18 protein-coding genes are annotated in these 17,658 nt (G+C 52.5%); 11 read left to right on the forward strand and 7 right to left on the reverse strand.

The genetic code is table 11. The annotated features are described in order from the left end of the window. Positions 1-717: 717 nt before the first annotated feature. From G506_RS0113195 to G506_RS20490, 4 genes are all read left to right on the forward strand, one after another. Positions 718-2,007 (forward strand): NCS2 family permease, encoded by a 1,290-nt coding sequence (locus G506_RS0113195; RefSeq protein ID WP_028117263.1) that lies wholly within the window; start codon positions 718-720, stop codon positions 2,005-2,007. Between the two features lie 189 nt (positions 2,008-2,196). Then, entirely contained in the window at positions 2,197-3,306 is a 1,110-nt protein-coding gene (gene proB / locus G506_RS0113200; RefSeq protein WP_028117264.1) for a glutamate 5-kinase, read from the forward strand. Continuing rightward, positions 3,303-4,556: a glutamate-5-semialdehyde dehydrogenase gene (locus G506_RS0113205; RefSeq protein ID WP_028117265.1), complete on the forward strand. Its 1,254-nt coding sequence runs from the start codon at positions 3,303-3,305 to the stop codon at positions 4,554-4,556. Before proB ends, G506_RS0113205 begins: the two co-directional genes overlap by 4 nt. Before the next feature lie 105 nt (positions 4,557-4,661). After that, positions 4,662-5,333, forward strand: a complete 672-nt coding sequence (locus G506_RS20490) for a DUF998 domain-containing protein (protein WP_156904904.1) — start codon at positions 4,662-4,664, stop codon at positions 5,331-5,333. A 69-nt stretch (positions 5,334-5,402) separates the two neighbouring features. Here G506_RS20490 and G506_RS0113215 read toward each other — a convergent pair whose 3' ends face one another. Together G506_RS0113215 and ubiU are read right to left on the reverse strand one after the other, a co-directional pair. Beyond that, positions 5,403-6,287, reverse strand: coding sequence for a U32 family peptidase (locus G506_RS0113215; protein ID WP_028117266.1), 885 nt, complete (start codon positions 6,285-6,287; stop codon positions 5,403-5,405). Continuing rightward, positions 6,284-7,279, reverse strand: a complete 996-nt coding sequence (gene ubiU, locus G506_RS0113220) for a ubiquinone anaerobic biosynthesis protein UbiU (protein WP_028117267.1) — start codon at positions 7,277-7,279, stop codon at positions 6,284-6,286. Before ubiU ends, G506_RS0113215 begins: the two co-directional genes overlap by 4 nt. Before the next feature lie 134 nt (positions 7,280-7,413). Here ubiU and ubiT point away from each other — a divergent pair, with 134 nt between their 5' ends. Then, entirely contained in the window at positions 7,414-7,872 is a 459-nt protein-coding gene (ubiT, locus tag G506_RS19740; RefSeq protein ID WP_028117268.1) for a ubiquinone anaerobic biosynthesis accessory factor UbiT, read from the forward strand. A 65-nt stretch (positions 7,873-7,937) separates the two neighbouring features. Here the strand turns inward: ubiT and G506_RS0113230 are convergent, their stop codons facing one another. Continuing rightward, positions 7,938-8,189 (reverse strand): YfhL family 4Fe-4S dicluster ferredoxin, encoded by a 252-nt coding sequence (locus G506_RS0113230; protein ID WP_028117269.1) that lies wholly within the window; start codon positions 8,187-8,189, stop codon positions 7,938-7,940. A 792-nt stretch (positions 8,190-8,981) separates the two neighbouring features. Here G506_RS0113230 and G506_RS20495 point away from each other — a divergent pair. Both G506_RS20495 and G506_RS19750 read left to right on the forward strand, forming a co-directional pair. Then, entirely contained in the window at positions 8,982-9,911 is a 930-nt protein-coding gene (locus G506_RS20495) for a YadA C-terminal domain-containing protein (protein WP_051202125.1), read from the forward strand. 208 nt (positions 9,912-10,119) lie between these two features. After that, positions 10,120-10,740 (forward strand): winged helix-turn-helix domain-containing protein, encoded by a 621-nt coding sequence (locus G506_RS19750; RefSeq protein WP_051202126.1) that lies wholly within the window; start codon positions 10,120-10,122, stop codon positions 10,738-10,740. A gap of 442 nt (positions 10,741-11,182) precedes the next feature. On the opposite strand, the gene trhP is transcribed toward G506_RS19750, so the two are convergent. After that, on the reverse strand, positions 11,183-12,532 hold the full coding sequence (gene trhP, locus G506_RS0113250; protein ID WP_028117271.1) for a prephenate-dependent tRNA uridine(34) hydroxylase TrhP: 1,350 nt from the start codon (positions 12,530-12,532) through the stop codon (positions 11,183-11,185). 191 nt (positions 12,533-12,723) lie between these two features. Here trhP and G506_RS0113255 point away from each other — a divergent pair, with 191 nt between their 5' ends. Next, positions 12,724-13,614 (forward strand): HDOD domain-containing protein, encoded by an 891-nt coding sequence (locus tag G506_RS0113255; RefSeq protein WP_028117272.1) that lies wholly within the window; start codon positions 12,724-12,726, stop codon positions 13,612-13,614. Here G506_RS0113255 and queF read toward each other — a convergent pair. After that, positions 13,586-14,443: an NADPH-dependent 7-cyano-7-deazaguanine reductase QueF gene (gene queF / locus G506_RS0113260; RefSeq protein WP_240473434.1), complete on the reverse strand. Its 858-nt coding sequence runs from the start codon at positions 14,441-14,443 to the stop codon at positions 13,586-13,588. The genes G506_RS0113255 and queF overlap by 29 nt on opposite strands. 54 nt (positions 14,444-14,497) lie before the next feature. Here queF and syd point away from each other — a divergent pair, with 54 nt between their 5' ends. Then, positions 14,498-15,142 carry a SecY-interacting protein gene (syd, locus tag G506_RS0113265; protein WP_035387353.1) on the forward strand — a complete coding sequence of 215 codons (645 nt, stop codon included), beginning with the start codon at positions 14,498-14,500 and terminating at the stop codon, positions 15,140-15,142. On the opposite strand, the gene G506_RS0113270 is transcribed toward syd, so the two are convergent. Together G506_RS0113270 and G506_RS0113275 are read right to left on the reverse strand one after the other, a co-directional pair. Beyond that, complete coding sequence (locus tag G506_RS0113270) at positions 15,139-15,918, reverse strand: Zn-ribbon-containing protein (RefSeq protein ID WP_028117275.1); 780 nt, start codon at positions 15,916-15,918, stop codon at positions 15,139-15,141. The genes syd and G506_RS0113270 overlap by 4 nt on opposite strands. A gap of 62 nt (positions 15,919-15,980) precedes the next feature. Then, the gene (locus G506_RS0113275) at positions 15,981-16,277 is read right to left on the reverse strand and encodes a hypothetical protein (protein WP_028117276.1); all 297 of its coding nucleotides are present in this window, start codon (positions 16,275-16,277) and stop codon (positions 15,981-15,983) included. 172 nt (positions 16,278-16,449) lie between these two features. Here G506_RS0113275 and G506_RS0113280 point away from each other — a divergent pair, with 172 nt between their 5' ends. Both G506_RS0113280 and G506_RS19755 read left to right on the forward strand, forming a co-directional pair. After that, complete coding sequence (locus G506_RS0113280; protein WP_051202127.1) at positions 16,450-16,845, forward strand: DUF3192 domain-containing protein; 396 nt, start codon at positions 16,450-16,452, stop codon at positions 16,843-16,845. An 86-nt stretch (positions 16,846-16,931) separates the two neighbouring features. Beyond that, a complete protein-coding gene (locus G506_RS19755) occupies positions 16,932-17,546 on the forward strand; it encodes a GNAT family N-acetyltransferase (RefSeq protein ID WP_051202128.1) in 615 nt (204 codons plus the stop codon). Positions 17,547-17,658 lie beyond the last annotated feature (112 nt).

Consider the following 17,658-nt stretch of genomic DNA (forward strand, 5'->3'; position numbering starts at 1 on the left):
AAATCAGGGACGATGAATCCGCGCAGTGCCGAAAGGAGCAGCACAAGGAGTGAAGGGGTGTCGCCGTGTTGGAGGCATTAGGGATTGAAAAGGGTGGAACCCTTTCCCGCCGGAGGCTAATGGCTATGAAATGCTGACATATTGGCTATCTTCGGCATTCGCTACTGCCAGCGACGCTCGCGCTCTTACTATCGACTGCGAACTAATCACTGATAACTCTCTTACCTTTGCCTCCGGCGGCCAAGGGCTGTGCCCTTTGGAATCCACTGCGCCTCTAAGGTTGACGAAAGCCCCTCGTTCCCACCGCACTTCGCGGCAGCATCGGCTCGAGGCGGCATCCCTGCCTTCGCGAGCCTCTCGGGCATCCTGCCCTCGGCTTGCCGCTGCGTTTGCGGTTTCACTCGGCGTCAACAAGTCGGCGAGAGCACTCTGAATCACTGTTACCGAGTGTGCAAACCAATACAATTCATCGGTGAGGGTTGCGCCAACGGGCTGTATCCGACTCACGGCGCTGCAACACTTAGCTACGACACAGCTTTTTTTTGCGCATTGCTAACGTTTGCGCATTTGCCTTAATGCCTCACAAAGCGTTCGCTAATACGAACAATGGCCGAGGTAAAACCTCTTATAATCCCGCCGAAATTCTGCTGATGCTGTTATCTCACTGAAATAGCGTCGAATATTTTTATTCTTTCGAACCAGAAAGTAGGCCGCAAGATGCTAGAAAAGCTGTTTAAGCTCTCTGAAAACCGCACTACCGCTCGTCAAGAAGTGATCGCCGGTTGTACCACCTTCCTCACCATGGCGTACATCATCTTCGTCAATCCCGCGATGCTGGCTGACGCTGGTATGGATCACGGGGCGGTGTTTGTTGCTACCTGTATCGCGGCGGCCATCGGTTGTTTGATGATGGGCTTTATCGCCAACTACCCTATCGCTTTGGCACCAGGGATGGGCTTGAACGCCTTCTTCACCTACGCAGTGGTACTGGACATGGGCCACAGCTGGGAAACCGCGCTGGCGGCAGTATTCTGCTCTGGGGTGCTGTTTATGATTCTGTCGCTGCTGAAGGTGCGCGAATGGTTGATGAACGCCATCCCAACCGCACTGCGTACCGGCATCGCTGGTGGTATCGGTCTGTTCCTGGCGCTGATTGGTCTGAAGAACGCTGGGGTTATCGTTGATAACCCAGCCACTTTGGTTGGCATCGGTGATGTAACCAGTTTCTCTGTAATCATGGCGGCAGTCAGCTTCGCGGCGGTGATTGCGCTGGTGAAGTTTGGTTTCAAAGCGGCGGTAATGCTGTCGATTTTGGTGACCACCTTACTGGGTCTGATCTTCGGTGACGTGCAATACGCAGGGATCTTCTCAGCACCACCATCGGTTGCCCCAACCTTTATGGCACTGGATTTCTCCAGCGTGTTTGAAGTGGGCATGCTGTCGGTGATTTTCGCCTTCCTGTTTGTTGATCTGTTTGACACCTCCGGCACCTTGGTAGCCGTTGCTCAGCGCGGCAACATGCTGGATAAAGAGGGCAAGCTGCCACGCGCCGATCGGGCGATGTTGGCCGACTCTACCGCTACTATCGCTGGTGCTTGTTTGGGTACCTCCACCACTACCTCTTTTGTGGAGTCCACTGCTGGTGTGGCCGCGGGCGGTCGTACCGGTCTGACTGCGGTGACCGTTGGCCTGCTGTTTATCGCCTGTTTGTTTATCTCGCCGTTGGCGGGCATGGTCCCGGCGTACGCCACCACTGGTGCGCTGCTGTACGTCTGTATCCTGATGCTATCTGGTCTGCAGCAAGTGGAGTGGGATGACATCACCGAAGCGGCGCCGGTGGTTATTACCACCATTATGATGCCACTGACCTTCTCTATTGCTCATGGTATCTCCATTGGCTTTATCAGCTACGCGGCGATCAAGGTGCTGTCTGGCAAAGCCAAAGACGTGAGCCCTGCGGTGGCGATTCTGGCGCTGCTGTTTATCGCTAAGTTTGCCTTTAGCTAAATCGTCAAGGTTTCACACCGTTAGCGTGCGCGCCCCGAGTTTTACTCGGGGCGCGCTGTTTTATAAGCGCTGGCAATCGTAGCTGCTGTTTTTTGCGGCACTGATAGTGAAATTTACTCAGCGGTAGCTGTGCATTCACGCCGCTTGCGGTATAACGGTCAGACTGTTTTTAAAGCTTGTTTGTAGAAGATGAAGCAATCCCCAAAACGTGTGGTGGTTAAGCTAGGCACCAGCGTTCTTACCTCTGGCAGCCCGCGCCTCGATCGCGCTCATATGGTGGAACTGGTGCGGCAGATGGCACGTCTGCATCGCGCTGGTCACGAGATCATTGTGGTTACCTCTGGCGCCGTTGCCGCCGGCCGTGAACACCTTGGCTACCCCGAACTGCCCAACTCCATCTCCAGCAAACAGCTACTGGCGGCAGTCGGACAGGGACAGTTGATCCGCGTTTGGGAACAACTGTTTGAACTGTATGGTCTGCATGTCGGCCAGATGCTACTAACCCGCGCCGATCTGGATGATCGCGAACGTTACCTCAATGCCCGCGATACCATGCAGGCGCTGCTGGAACATCGGATCATTCCGGTGATCAACGAGAACGACGCGGTGGCTACCAGCGAAATCAAGGTTGGCGATAATGACAATTTGTCGGCGCTGGCGGCACTGCTAGCGCAAGCGGATCTGTTGCTGTTGTTGACCGATCAGCAAGGCTTGTACAACGCTGACCCTCGTACCAATCCCGATGCACAACTGATTGAACAGGTTGAGCTGATCAATGACGAACTGCGAGCATTGGCGGGTGGCAGCGGTACCAATTTGGGTACTGGCGGTATGGCCACCAAGCTGCAAGCGGCCAACGTGGCGATGCGCGCTGGCGTCGAGGTGGTGATTGCTGCCGGTCACCGTGAAGGGGTGATTGAGCAACTGGTGGCCGGTGAGGCCATTGGCACTCGCTTTATCGCCAAAGCTCAAGGGCTGGATGAGCGCAAACGCTGGATTCTGGCGGGACCGCCGCCAAGCGGCATTCTGCAGTTGGACGGTGGTGCGGTCAGTGCTCTGTGCGACAAAGGTTCCAGTCTGCTGGCCAAAGGGATCACGGCGGTCTCTGGTGACTTTAGCCGCGGCGATACGGTGTTGCTGCATGATGCCAATGGCCAAGCGGTGGCTCGCGGTATTGCCCGTTATGGCAGCAACGACTTACGCCGTCTGCAGGGGCAACACTCCCGCGATATCGAACCACTACTGGGCTTCTCTTACGGCCCGGTAGCCATTCACCGAAATGACATGGTGGTGCTATGACCGACAATCCATTATTGGCAATGGGCCAAGCGGCCCGCGAAGCCAGTTTTTCGCTACTTGGCCTAGGCCGTCGTCAAAAAGACGCGCTGCTGGCGGCGATCCGTGATCAGCTACTGAACGATCAGTACAGCATCATTGCCGCCAACGCCATCGATATGGCTGAGGCCAATGCCCAAGGGTTGGCACCAGCAATGCTTGATCGCTTGCTGCTGAATGAACAGCGGTTGGCGGCCATCTGCGCCGACATCGATACCGTGATTGGGCTGCCGGATCCGGTTGGTGAAGAACTGGAAAGCCGCTTGTTAGCCAACGGTTTGCGTTTGTCTCGTCGGCGCATTCCGTTGGGTGTGCTGGGAGTGATCTATGAAGCGCGACCGAATGTCACCGTTGATATTGCGGTGCTGGCGCTGAAGACCGGCAATGCCGCGATTTTGCGTGGTGGCAAAGAGACGTTGCACTCCAACCGCGCCTTGCTGAAATCGATTCACGCGGCGCTGCTAAGCCAAAATCTGCCAATCGAAGCGGTGCAGTTGATCGACTCACCGGATCGCGCCTTGGTGACCGCGCTGCTGCAGCTGGATCAATACGTCGATATGCTGATCCCTCGTGGCGGTGCTGGTTTGCATCAGCTGTGTAAGGAACAAGCGCGGATGCCAGTGATCACCGGCGGTATCGGCATCTGTCATATGTTTGTTGACAAAGCCGCGCAGCTGGACAAAGTGGTCGAGCTGGTGGTCAACGCCAAAGTACAGCGCCCAACAGTATGTAATGCGCTGGACACCTTACTGGTGCACGCAGAGGTCGCCGAGCAGGTGTTGCCACTGGTTCAGGCGGCGATGGTTGAGCATAGCGTTACCATCAAAGCCTGTCCGCAAGCCCTACCGCTGTTGCCAGGGGCACAGGCGGCTGGCGCTGACGACTTTGACCAAGAGTGGTTGGGGCTGACCTTAGGCGTTAAGGTAGTGGCGGATGTGAATGGTGCGATTGACCACATTCGTGCCCATTCCAGTGAGCATTCGGAAAGTATCCTGACCGATGACATGGCCACCGCTAACCGCTTTATCGCGGCGATCAACTCTGCCGCGGTGTACGTTAACGCGTCGACCCGCTTTACCGATGGCTCCGAGTTTGGCTTGGGCGCGGAAGTGGCGGTATCGACTCAGAAGCTGCACGCCCGTGGGCCGATGGGGCTGACCGCGTTAACTACCTATAAGTGGCTTGGCTTAGGCGATTACCACACTCGCAGCTAGTGCCGTCGCAGCGATGTGGTCGCCGCTAGGGAGCAGTCCTTGGCGACGACCATTGAATCGGATCATCAAGGGCGCTTGCGCCCTTTGTTAGTTAGAAAAGACCTTATGTCGATAAGCTATGGAAACCCTGTGCTGCTGCGGATCTCTAACCGTGTTGGCTTGTTCGGGGTGATGTTGCTGACCTTGTCACCGCTGCTGGCTGCGGTGGCTTACCGTGGTGATGCGGGCGAGTCGTTCAGTTTCTTGACTCACACTCTGTCTGAGTTAGGGCGCTACGAGGTATCGCAACTGGCGCTGCTGGTGAACGGTGGGCTGTTCTTTGGCGGTTTGTCGCTGGTGGTCGCCTTTGTCACGCGGCTATGGCTGGTCAGCGGCGTTGGCTTTCAAGCGGCGATGTACCTGTGCAACATCGTGTTGGCGTTGTCGATTACGGCGGTGGGCTTGTTTCCAGTGAACGTCGGCCGACTGCATATCGATGCCATGCTGTTTTTCTACCTGATGACCTTTATCTGTGGCGTGTTGTATTGCACCGCGTTGTGGCGTCATCCGCCGTCACGATTAGGGTTGATCCCAGCGATGATTGCCGGTGGCTTGGGGTTGAGCGCGTTTTGCAAAGAGGAACGCGATCTGCTGTTGATGGATCGCTACGCCTTTGGCTTGTTCGGTGCCGATCGTCCCAACTTGTGGTGGCCGGCGTTTGAAGGCTGGTTGATGCTGCTGTTTGTTGGGATCTGGCTGCTGTTTGCTTTAAGCGTGATTGAGCGGGCTGACAACTAGCAACGGAATTCAAAAAAGCGGTCGTTTCTTTCGGGAAACGACCGCTTTGGTTTTGTTGCCTCAACGGTTTTAATCAGCGCATAACTCGGCGCCGATGTTGGCACGGCGCCATAGCGGTGCTCGACCCGCTTCTGGGGCGTTAAATTGCGGTTGTTGCCGTTCGATGGCTTCGGCCAGTTCGGTTAACCAGTCAAGCGCGGCCAGTGACTGTGGCAAAATCCGCAGCCAATCGACGCCAAGATCGGTTAATTGGTTAAGGTAGGGCAGTAGGTCGACCGGACTGGCGGCTTGGATCTGGGTGCCGTTAACCGCAAACATCGGTTGTCCATCCAGTGAGTGTGCTAACTCTGCCCCTTGGCTTTGGCAGATCTTTTGACAGAGTTTGCGATTGCGCCCGTGTACTCGGGCGCTGGTACAACGGGCCGACACTGCCAAGGTAGGGTAGCCCCAACCGAGCAGTTCCAGCTCGAACTGCTGCCGTAGCCCAAGCTGCTGGCAGTCGTCCATCAAGGTTTGCAGGCTATCGTGGGTGATCTCCAGCGGTGGCTGATAGCCGACCATTCCCAAGCTTAATAGCCATTTGATGCTAGCAGCGTTATAGATATTAAGGCTGCTACCAGCGACAAACGGCAGCCCGGCCTGATGGGCAGCGGCGACCGCTGCCATGTCGTTGGCTTCGATGGTGATGTTGGGCAACGCGCAGATCCGCTCCAGCAAGCGAATATCTCGGTCTGAGGCGATGAGGTTAAGGCTGGAGATCACCAACTGCTTGTTATCGGCGGCCAGTACCTCGGCAAACTCCGCCAGCTCTCTTGGACTTAAACGGTCACGTTGGCTGCAGACGGTTTCGCCCAAATAGATCCGTTGTACCGGCAGGGTTTTCAGCTGTTCCAGCTGCGCCAGTTGTTGTTGGCGCGGTTGTGGCCAGCAGTTAAATGCCAGAGACAGTTTCATTGCCAGCCCTCCATGTATGGCCCGCAGGTCAGGGTTTGCCCTTCCGCTTGCAGTTGCAGCTGCCGCTGCCAAGCTGGATCCAAACGGAATTGTTGACCTTGTACCGCCAGCGTATCTAACGCTTGGCGCCATACCTGAGTGATCCGCTGACTGTAAGCGCCGCTGCGCTGCCGGCCTTCCAATTTGACCGCGGTGACCCCGGCATTTTTAAGCTGGGCGACCAACGGCAGGGTTGATAAACCGCAGGGGCTGCAAATAGCGTGCTGGGCTTTGCCTGCGATCTGATAACGGCCTTTGCAAACGGTCGGGTAGCCACCGGCGTGGGCGTTGTCGGTGCGATCTAATAGGAACTCGCCAAGCCACGCTTCGCGGCCTTGCGGGGTTTCTTTCCAAGTTACTCGTTCAGCCGGGGAACAGGCACCGCCACTGTTGGGGCTTTGGCCACTAAACCAGGTGGACAGTTGGCAACGGCCCTCGGCCATCACGCATAGGCTACCACTGGCGAACACTTCCAGTTCGACCGGGGAATCGGCGCCGATCCGTTCAATCTGTGCCATCGATAGCACCCGTGGTAACACGGCTCGGGTGATGCCAAAGTGTTGTTGATACAGCGTCAGGCTCAGCACGCTGGCGGAGCTGGCTTGCACCGATAGGTGACGTTCCAGAGCGGGGTGATGCTGTTGGGCGTAATCCAGTAGGCCTACGTCGGCCATGATCACCGCATCGACGCCGACATCGGCGGCCATATCGATGGCACTGTGCCAGCGTGATTCATTGCCAGCGCTGGGGTAGGTGTTGATCGCCACATACAGCTTTTTGCCTTGCTGATGGCACAGCGTAGCGGCTTGGGCTAATTCATCGCGGTTAAAGTTGATGCCGGCAAAGCGGCGGGCGTTGGTGTCGTCCTTAAGGCCAACATAGACGGCGTCGGCTCCGGCGGCGAGGGTGGGGGCGAGGCTTGCCAAGGTGCCCACTGGCGCTAGCAGTTCCATGCTGTTGTTACAATATTGCCAAGTTGTTAGCTAAAGATATCAATCCGGTAAGCACATTACTTTGCGCTAGCGCAGTTCTTTAGCATGACTAAATGGTTAGTCTGGTGGCGGAACGCATCATTAGGAGAACGTCGATGAACATCCGGCCGCCATTACTGCCATTGCAGTTAACGCTGTTACCACTGTTACAACAGCATTTTGCTAAGCCGATGGCCGATGGTGAATTGGACTTTTTAGCGGGCAAGGTGATTGCCCTTAATATTCGGCCGCTGCCGTGGGATCTGGGGCTGTCGCTGCAGGCGGGCAAACTAAAGTTGCTGTGGCCGCAAGGGCCAGTTGATGCCCGTTTTAGTGGCCACCCGAAGGCGATGGCCGAGTTCGCTTTTGGGCTAGAGGATGGCGATGCGCTGTTTTTTCGCCGCCAGTTAGCGATGGAGGGCAATACCGCTTTGGCGTTAGAGCTTAAAGGGCTATTAGGTCGGCACCCGTTGCCGTTTGCCTTTAAATCGCAACTGGCGTCATTGACCGAGTTGTTGGTTAATAAGCCACGGTTGCCGCTACCAAGCGAACTGCGCAAGCGTTTGGCGCTTTAAGATGGATAGCAAAACGCCGCTGATGTCAGCGGCGTTTTAGTTTGGCGAAGGCCTTGGTTTCGGACTTAGGCTTTGCCGGTCAAGATCAGGAACTTGGCCATTAGGGTGTCATGATCTTCGTTGTGCTCTGGATCCGGATCGATGCAGTCGATAGGGCAGACGCTCACGCAAGTTGGCTTGTCGTAGTGGCCAACGCATTCGGTGCAGCGATTTGGATCGATCTCATAGATCTCTTCGCCCATGCTGATCGCTTGGTTAGGGCATTCCGGTTCGCACATGTCGCAGTTAATGCAGCTGTCGAGAATATATAGGGCCATTTAAAACGAGTTCTCTACAAAAATTTCCACAACATCAATGTGTTATGTTTATGTCGCATCAGGGATTATTGCTAAGTGATATCTCGATTATACCCGCATTCTGTGGCCAAGCGATAGGAGTACCAGAATTGGTTGTTATGTTGATGGTCAGTGGTGGGCGCGACTAATCACAGGCTCCTACAATTTTTGACTAGAAACTGAAGTTAACTAAAGTAAAACTATAACAAGGCGGGTGAATTTTCGCCAATTAATTGAATTGACAATTCGATTGTTTATTTTTTGTGAGGGGTGGGGACGAAAAGTCGATCGGATAAACGCAAGTAATTTAAGTTTGTGGGTATCTGTCAGGCAAAGCAGTAGTAATGGATCTCTTTAATTATGATTTATTTTTTTAACAATCTTATTAACTTTGAAATTTGTAGGTGTCACCTAAATCGCTTGTCAAATCTCGTATTTAGGTGGGCTTACAAATAGTTATATTTCTTTTAAAACAGTCACTTATTGCTCGCGTCGGGCCTCTTTGGGGTAGTTTTTTCTAGGTGTGATAAAGCAGATGTAACTTACCTTTGTTGTTAGTCTAATTATTTAATTTTGATTTAAGTTATCAAATTCCGATGACATGTATAGCATGGCTGAGTTTTCTATTGAACTTCTTCCCAAGTAAGTTTGTAGATATATACTCTTGCTTTAGATATGCCTTGAAAAAGCAAGGTTTTTTATCTTGTTAGTCACCTATCTAAGCGTTTTAAGTAGCCTAGATTTGTGGGTGATTACATTTGTGTTTGATTCTATATGTTGAAACTTAAAAAATTAGTAATTTTATGTTCGATGATGGGTTTTGCCTCTTTGGCAAACGCGATTGAAGTCACATTGCCTGAAGGTTGGACCGCAGTTGCTTCACCAATCAAAGGTAAGGTGATTGTATATGATGCGTCCGGTAAAGAGCATTCTCATCACGCTATTAAAGATGACATGGTCATTAATAATACCGTTGGTGCTCCGGTTGTTAAGGTAACTGGTGCAGGGAACAACTTTGATAAGATCCATGCCGAAGCTTCCGGTTGGAATGAGCAGTTTAACAACGCGTATTTTGAAGAACAGAAGGAACTGTTTGACGGACGTCCAGAAGGTACTCCTGAATATGATGCTGGTGACCGCCCTCATCCAGGAGGTCAACCATCGTTACCTGATTTCAATAATCCATCAGAAGAACAGGTGCCAGATTTCACCAATCCATCAGAAGGAAATGGCGGAGATACTGCTTATGATCCTGATGCTGAGGTACCTGAACTGGAAAATCCAAGCGCAGGTGAGGGCTTTGGTGATGCTATTCAAGGTGCTCACGATAAAGCGGATGCTAATGCCGCAGCACTTGATGCTTACAAAGGCGATCAAGCGAAAGTTAACGCGGCACAAGATGAAGCTATTTTCAGTAACGCCATGGCAATCGAAAATCTGCAGCGTGAAATGGATAAGATCGATGAGCGCGTAGATGGCTTGGCTGCAGGTATGCATGCTGTCGCTAACGCTCGTCCACAGCTTAGCTACGTTGGTCAAACCGCTATCGGTGCTGGTGTTGGTTTTGCTGGTGCATCAGAAGCGGTAGCTGTTGGTGTGGCGCATAGCTTCACCAAAAATTTATCGATGTCTGCGACCTTTAATGTAACCACTGGTGGCACTTCAGACGTTTCTGGCGGTGCAGGTATTCAGTATTCATTTTAATTGAGCGTACGATTATTTTTTAGGCTCCGAAAGGAGCCTTTTTTATGTATTTCAAATAAGACATCGATTGAGTACTTATTTGTGGGTAGGCAAGTTTACTCAGGAAAATCTACAAATTGCATTTTGGGTCAACTGGTTTGACCTTTTGTTTTGAGGCTGTATAATTAGCGCCCGCTTTTGAATTACTCTTATTTAACAAGAGGGTATAATGCAAACGCAAAAGATTTATTTACTAGGGGGGGTTTATTGGGATCCGATAACTGGAATTTTGTATTCAAGTTTTAATCGCTCTTTTCCTAATGGTATTGAAGTTGGGAAATTGACCAATAAACAGCAAGTATTATTAAAATGCCTTTTGAGCGCCTGTCCTAACCCAATTAGGAATGAGTTACTCGCTTCTGAGGTGTGGCAAGGGCGCAAAATGTCGCCGGAAAGTTTGCCACAGTTGATTAATCGTACTCGATGTGCACTTGCTGATGATGACAAGTCGATCATCGTAAACCATCCGGGAGAAGGCTACACCCTGAGCTTTGAAGAGGTGGATGTGAAAGCGCTTATCGATAGCGCACCGGATGAGAAAATTAAGTTCGAATTATCGGTAAGTCTTCTAAAGCAATTGCTAATACTAGCTTTACTTGTTCTGACTCTTGCGAACTTGTATCGGCTGTATCATGCATATAGCAGCAAAAAGGCCTATCAGGAGGTGTTGCAGGCGGTGCCATACCCCTACATTGAGAGAGGCAACAAGGGGGAAGTGAAGTCGCTAATGGTTGGAGATGTAGTTTGTGATTATGATAAAGAGCAGGCGGCACTTACATGTGGTGTTTAGTCATCTAGTGGTTTCCTTCATCGTGGTGAATCTGTTGATTTTTTATGTGTCATCTCGACTTGTTGGATTGTATGCAGGATCGATAGAGTATGAAAATTTCAGTTGGACCACGTACTTAACACAGCGGCAAAATAACCTTGTTTACGAGGTTGTGCATACTGTTTTGGGAGAAGATTACGTTCAAGAGAATAACCAAATATTAGAGTTAGCATTCGTTCGCGAGAACGACAGCACCCTTTTATTAAAGAGTAAGACCGCAATAAATGAGTTGATTTTAAGGCGGGTGCAATATTATCGGCTTGATGACCGTTGTTCAGTAGCATTTCGAGGTACTGAGAAGATGACGATGCTTAATTTTAATATGTTGTGCCATTTTAAATGATAGGCATAAACAACAGCGCCAGCCCAAGGGCTGGCGCTGTTGTTTAGCATTATCAATAGCTTAAGCGCTGACTGGGTTACGAGTGGTTTGGCCATCTTCGAAGTTGCGCATCAGGATCGCTTTATCCAGTTGCAGCTCTTCGGCAACTGGCAGGTACACGGTGTGACCGTTACCTGGAGCCACTTCAATGCCTTGGCCTTTGCGGTTTTCGATGTGGCCCAGTTTCAGGTTAAGGTTGCCCTGTGGGGTCATCAGCTCAACGCTGTCGCCTACTTCAAAGCGGTTCTTCACCAATACTTCTGCCATACCTTGGGCGTTACGCTCACCGGTGAACTCGCCAACAAACTGTTGCTTGTCACTGATGGAGTAGCCGTAGTCGTAGTTTTGGTACGCGTCGTGGGTGTGACGGCGCAGGAAGCCTTCGGTGTAACCACGGTGGGCCAAGGATTCCAGACCGTGCATCAGGCTGGCATCGAACGGGCGGCCAGCAACCGCGTCGTCGATCGCTTTGCGGTACAGCTGGGCGGTACGAGCCACGTAGTAGAAGCTCTTAGTACGGCCTTCGATCTTCAGCGAGTGCACGCCCATCTTGGTCAAACGTTCAACGTGCTGAATCGCGCGCAGATCCTTTGAGTTCATGATGTAGGTGCCGTGCTCATCTTCAAACGCCGGCATGTATTCGCCTGGGCGGTTGGCTTCTTGCAGCAGTACCACGTCGTTGCTTGGCTGACCTAGGCCTAGTGCTGGCTCGGCTGGCTGCACTGCGACGATGTCACCGGCTTCGTTCTCTTTGGCTTGATGAACGTCGTACTTCCAACGGCACGCGTTGGTGCAGGTGCCTTGGTTTGGATCGCGCTTGTTGATGTAGCCGGACAGCAGACAACGGCCAGAGTAGGCCATGCACAGGGCGCCGTGAACAAACACTTCCAGTTCCATCTCTGGGCACTGCATGCGGATCTCTTCAATCTCATCCAGCGACAGTTCGCGGGACAAAATGGTGCGCTCGATACCCTGACGCTGCCAGAACTTCACCGTGGCCCAGTTGATGGCGTTGGCTTGAACTGACAGGTGTAGTGCCTGATCTGGCCACTTGTCTTTAACCATCATGATCAGGCCCGGATCGGACATGATCAGCGCGTCTGGGCCCATCTCGATCACCGGCTCCAGATCACGCAGGAAGGTTTTCAGCTTCGCGTTGTGCGGAGCGATGTTGGACACCACATACAACTTCTTGTTCTGGGCGTGGGCTTCTTCGATGCCGGTGGCCAGATTGTCGAGGTTGAAGTCGTTGTTTCTCACTCGAAGGCTGTAACGCGGTTGGCCCGCATACACCGCGTCAGCGCCATAGGCAAAGGCGTAGCGCATGTTTTTCAAGGTGCCAGCGGGAGAGAGAAGTTCAGGTTTAAACATGGGTGTCCTCAGGGGGCTTTCAGTGCGGCGGGCATTCTAGCGGGCGGCTGTGCCTGTTGCAAATGTAGTCAGTCGCGTCGGCCATGCAGATCGGTACTAAATTTATACGGTCTGGAGCCAGCGGTTGTTTAGTGGCGGCTGTTACTCCAAGCGGTTTGCTTAATGTCGTCGGGAATCAAGGATCGGAACCCATGGCCGTTGAACGTGCGTTGTTGGTGCAATTAGTAAATAAGATCAATCGTGGCCGTATTGTGCTGCCGAGTTTGCCAGAGGTGGCGATGGCGGTGCGAGACTTAAGTCAACGGGACGATTGCAGCGCCGAACAGTTGGTGGAAGAGATCAGTAAAGATCCAGGGTTGGCGACCACCCTTATCAGCATGGCCAATTCTGAAGGTTTTGGTGGCGAGCTCAAAGCCAACAGCGTGCAGTTTGCGGTGACCCGCTTAGGGTTGGAGCGGACCCGCGACTTAGCCGCCGCCGCTGCGATGCATCAGCTGTTTTATTCTGAACAGAGCATGATTTGGGACAAACTGGAACAGCTGCGCCGCAGCAACATTGAAGTGGCCAGTTGCGCATTGGCGGTGTTGGCCTGTGAGCATGAGCAGGGAAGGCTGATCAATCTGTCGGCGGAAACCCTGTTGTTGGCCTGTCAGATCCACAATATCGGCGTATTGCCATTGGTGGATCAGGCCGAGAAACATCCGCACCTATTTCGCGATGGTCAGCAATTAGAGCAGATCATCAAGCAATTGGGGGCGCCGCTAGGGCAGGCGGTGTTGCAGCAGTGGCGTTTTCCAGAAGAGTTGGTGGTGGTGGCGCGCTATTGGGCTGACTTGAGTTACCAAACCAGCACCCCCAGTTACCTTGATTTGGTGCGCTTGGGGGCGCTGTACAGTCGTCAACTGTTGTTGGATGAACCGCTGCCCAACAGCTTGCAGTTGTTGGTCGATAAAGGGGTGTTATCCGGATTGGAAGTGTTTGGCCGTGAAACCTACTTCCTTACTTTCAACGCGGTTCATAATCGGCTGTCGCAACATGAATTGCCGCTAAGCGTTACTGGCGTGCCAAGCGGTGATTGTTAGTTGGGACGGCTTCAAAGTTACTGCGAAACGGGTTGATGTCTAAGCCGCCGCGACGGGTGTAACGGGCGTACACGGTCAACTGCTGGCAACCACAGTAGCGCTGAATGTCAGTAAAGATCCGCTCGACGCATTGTTCGTGAAATTCGTTATGTTGGCGGAAGCTGATCAGATAACGCAGCAGCGCCTCACGGTCGATCTTTGGCCCTTGATAACGAATTTGGACGCTGCCCCAATCTGGCTGGGACGTGATCAGGCAGTTTGATTTCAGCAGGTTGGAGCGCAGGGTCTCGGTTACTACCTCATCGCTGGCGGCGTTTTGCAGGTAATCGGGATTAAACTCGTAGTTACTGATTTCGATATCCAGATCGTCAATTAACTCACCAGCCAGTTCCACAACCGGCTCGGCGGCAAAATCCGCAGGCAGGGTGATCTGCACCTGCACCTGGCCATCGGCGCAGGCGCTTAAGTCACGCTCCAGCATCTGCTTAAGGGCATCGACAGAATCGACCTTGGTTTGGTTAAAGCTGTTCAGATACAGCTTGAACGACTTGGACTCGACCAAGTTGCTGCTGTTGGCATCAATCACAAAATGCACCACGGCTACCATCGGCTTGCCTTTGGCGTTCAGCCAGGAGAGTTCAAAACCAGTCCATAAGTCGGCGCCAGTAAACGGTAGCGAGTCGGTGAGATCGATGGCATCACGGTTGAGTGAGCGCGGCACCGGTTGCAGCAACTGTGGGTTGTAGTGGTCTTGGTATTGGGTCTGTTGACCTAGGGTCAGCCCTTTTAAGGCGACCGCATCCTGATAGGGATCGGAATGTGACATGATTGCGGGGATTTTCTGGCAAACTAAGTCTCTCAGTTTACCAAATCTTTGAAACTCATGTCCGCAACCGCCCTTCATCAATTCCATCACCGTTATCAACAGCATTGGCTGGCCGAAACTCAAGGCTTACCGTTGACCTCGCATGCTGAGGATGGGCCAGCCAAAACCGCCGAACATCCCGATGGCCTGTCGTTCTGGCGTTGGCAACCGTTGCTGGAGAACAAACCTCGGATCAGCTTTGAAAATGTAGCTAGCGCGCTTGAGCTGCAACTGCACCCAAGCCTGAATGATTTTTATGGTGCCGGCTTTGGTGGGGCGTTGTTCTTCAGCAGTGATTTTGGCGATGGCGAGCTATTGCAGGTGTGGAACGAGGATGACTTGCAACGCTTACAGCAGAACCTGATTGGCCATTTGCTGATGAAGCAAAAGCTAAAGCAGCCAGCGACGCTGTTTATTGGGTTGCTTGGTCAAGGCGAGCAGATGATTGTGCTGGATAACCAAGATGGTAGCGTCTGGCTGGAAGTTCCTGGGCAGCTGCCCCAGCATCAATTGGCGCCGACGCTGCACCAATTTCTTGATCGCCTTAGCCCACGGGTGGAGATCCCTGAGGTTGTGGTGGAGGAGCCGCTGCCAGAAGCGGTGGGGCTGCGCCAGCGGTTGCAGGCGATGCTGGCGCACTTGTTGCCGAAGAAGCGCGGTTAGTTAAGCAGATCCCAAGACAGGTTGGAGACCAACCGGCAGTGATCACACTTAAAGTGGAATAGCTCGTGCAACGGCTCTGCTAGCGCCCAATCAGGGTTGCCACAGCGAGGGCAAGGGCGAGCACGCTCTTGCTCGATGCTGTCTCCGCCAACCCGATACAGGTAGTAGTAGGTCGGTACTTGGGTATGGTATTCGATGCGACCACGCAGATCCCAGCCGCGGCGGAACAACACCGAATCGACTTGGGTGATCTCATTTAACGCCGCAAACTCCACCGCGCCGCTGCCGGCCATCTGCAATTCATCGCAGGCTTGCCATTCGGTTTGCCATTTCACCAAGGCTTTGTGATCGCCATTAAAGGTGGCCGGCAACCGATACAGTGGTACCGGCATCAGGCTATCGCCATCGCGCAGCGGTGAACAGCTATGGACGTAGGTGGTGTACAGCACCTGCCAGTTTTCCGGCAGCGCTTCGGCGCTGGCCTCGGAATTAATATCCCGCCCCAGCAGCTTTACTCGTGGCCGCAGCAGTTTGGCCTCGCTTAAGGCTTCTAAGCAACGGTTGCCCCAGTCGGAGTTAAATTGGGGATTCAAGCTGTCGGTTTCTGGGCTCATCGCCCGCATCGAAAATTCTGCCCCTTGTTGCACTAGCGGAAACTCCCGACCGAGCAATTGGCCGTTGTGGCGCCATGCCTCCATCAAGCCATTGATCGCCCGCTCAACGGCGGTCAAGGTGGTGTCGGCAAAACATTCAAAGCGAATTTCCAGAAGATACATACAGAGCGAACCTAAGCGAATTTAAGGCGAGCGAGTATAGCGGTGCCGTGGCTATCCGCAACTTACTCTATCGATTTAGCCAATTGTTGCTGCAGTTCGCTAACTTGCTGTTGCAGCAACTCGATCTGCTGCGCCATCTGCGCCATCTGTTGTTGTATCTGCTCGATAGGCGAGGCTGCTGATTGTTGGCGCTGGTGAGCGCTGACTTGAATGTTATCCGGGTTGGCACTAAAGCGCTTTAACGCATCAATCAGTTGTGGCAACGGCATCCCGGCGGTGCGGTTTTTCAAAAGCGCTAGGGTTGGTTTTTTGCCTTCGGCAACGATCTGTTGCAAGGCATTGTAGAGTTCGGCGTCCATTGAGCTATCCGTTAGTGAATTTCCCCAGTAGTTTGTAATAGTTACTACTGAGTCGCGAGTGCTTTAAGTTAACTTTATGATTTAAATCGAGATTAAAACTTGGCACAGGTTTGGCTTAGTGATGGTGAACCAATCTGTTGGTGACTTCAGTTAGCATTATAAGGAGATAAAAATGGCAACAGTGATAGATGCAAAGTGGCTTCAAGGGGTGCTGGCAGCTGCCACATTGGCGCTAGGTTTGAGCGGCTGTGTTATATCGGTTAATGACGGCGATTGGGACGCCGACAATACCCCGTGGAGCAAAATCGAAAAGCAAAACCGGCAACAATTAGAATTAGTTGAAGTGGGAATGACTCAACGGCAAGTCTTTTCGATTATGGGGACGGCAGACTTTAACGAGATGGTGCAAACCGATGCGGGCGCGATTCAAGTGCTCTATTTTCGTACCCAGCACCGCAGCAGTGATGGCGAAACCAGTAAAGATGAGTGTACCCCGTTGGTTTTGAAGGACGGTAAGGTTGCCGGTTGGGGCGATGTGGCGCTTAGCAGCGCAATCAATAAGTTGTAGCGGTTAATCGTTGCAATTAAGTGGCAGAGTGGGGGATGTTGGACGAAGGTTGATAGTGGCACTTTAACTAACAGGTGAGTTTACTGATGGATCAGGCATTACTCGACTCTGCGACTTTGCGGCCGTTACGTGCCGACGATTTACGGTTGGCCAATTCGGTGTTGCTTAACGCGTATCACGACGACCCCTTTTTTAAAGCGGTGTTGCCGCAGGATGACTATTCCCAGCGTTTGCGGGCGGCGTTAAGAGAAGAACTGCATGAATTATGGCAGCGGCAACAACCGTTGTTTGGGATCTTTGCCGGCGACAGTTTGATCGCCGTGGCTTGTTTGCTCGATCAACATTATCCGCTGGGACAGACACGATTTTGGAACTGGCGCTTAAAAATGGCACTGGGTTCGGGTTGGAAACCGGCGCGCCAGTGGATGGCGCGAGAGCAGGCGGTGATTGACCAGTATCAGCTGCAATCGAGCTGGTTGCTGCAGTTTATTGCAGTTGCACCAAGCTATCAGCATCACGGTTTTGCCGAGCAGTTGTTGCCGATGGTGCAACAGCAGGCAGCAGTGAACCGGGTTGAGAAAATCGCCACTTTGGTATATCGACCGGAACTTTTTCCGTGGTTTAGGCGTCATGGTTTTTTGCCAATTTTTCAAGTAAATGAAGCAGATGTGACGGCGACCGTTTTCGTTTATGGCGGTTAGTGTTGCGACTTTACTATTGCAATCTGTAAGACATTGTCCACTACTGTTGTGCGCCTAAAACCTTGCTTGATTGGCGGAATGTTACGCTGAATTATCTTTGTTCTTATATAAA

Origin of the sequence: Ferrimonas senticii DSM 18821 (genome assembly GCF_000422665.1) — a bacterium.
Lineage (GTDB): Bacteria > Pseudomonadota > Gammaproteobacteria > Enterobacterales > Shewanellaceae > Ferrimonas > Ferrimonas senticii.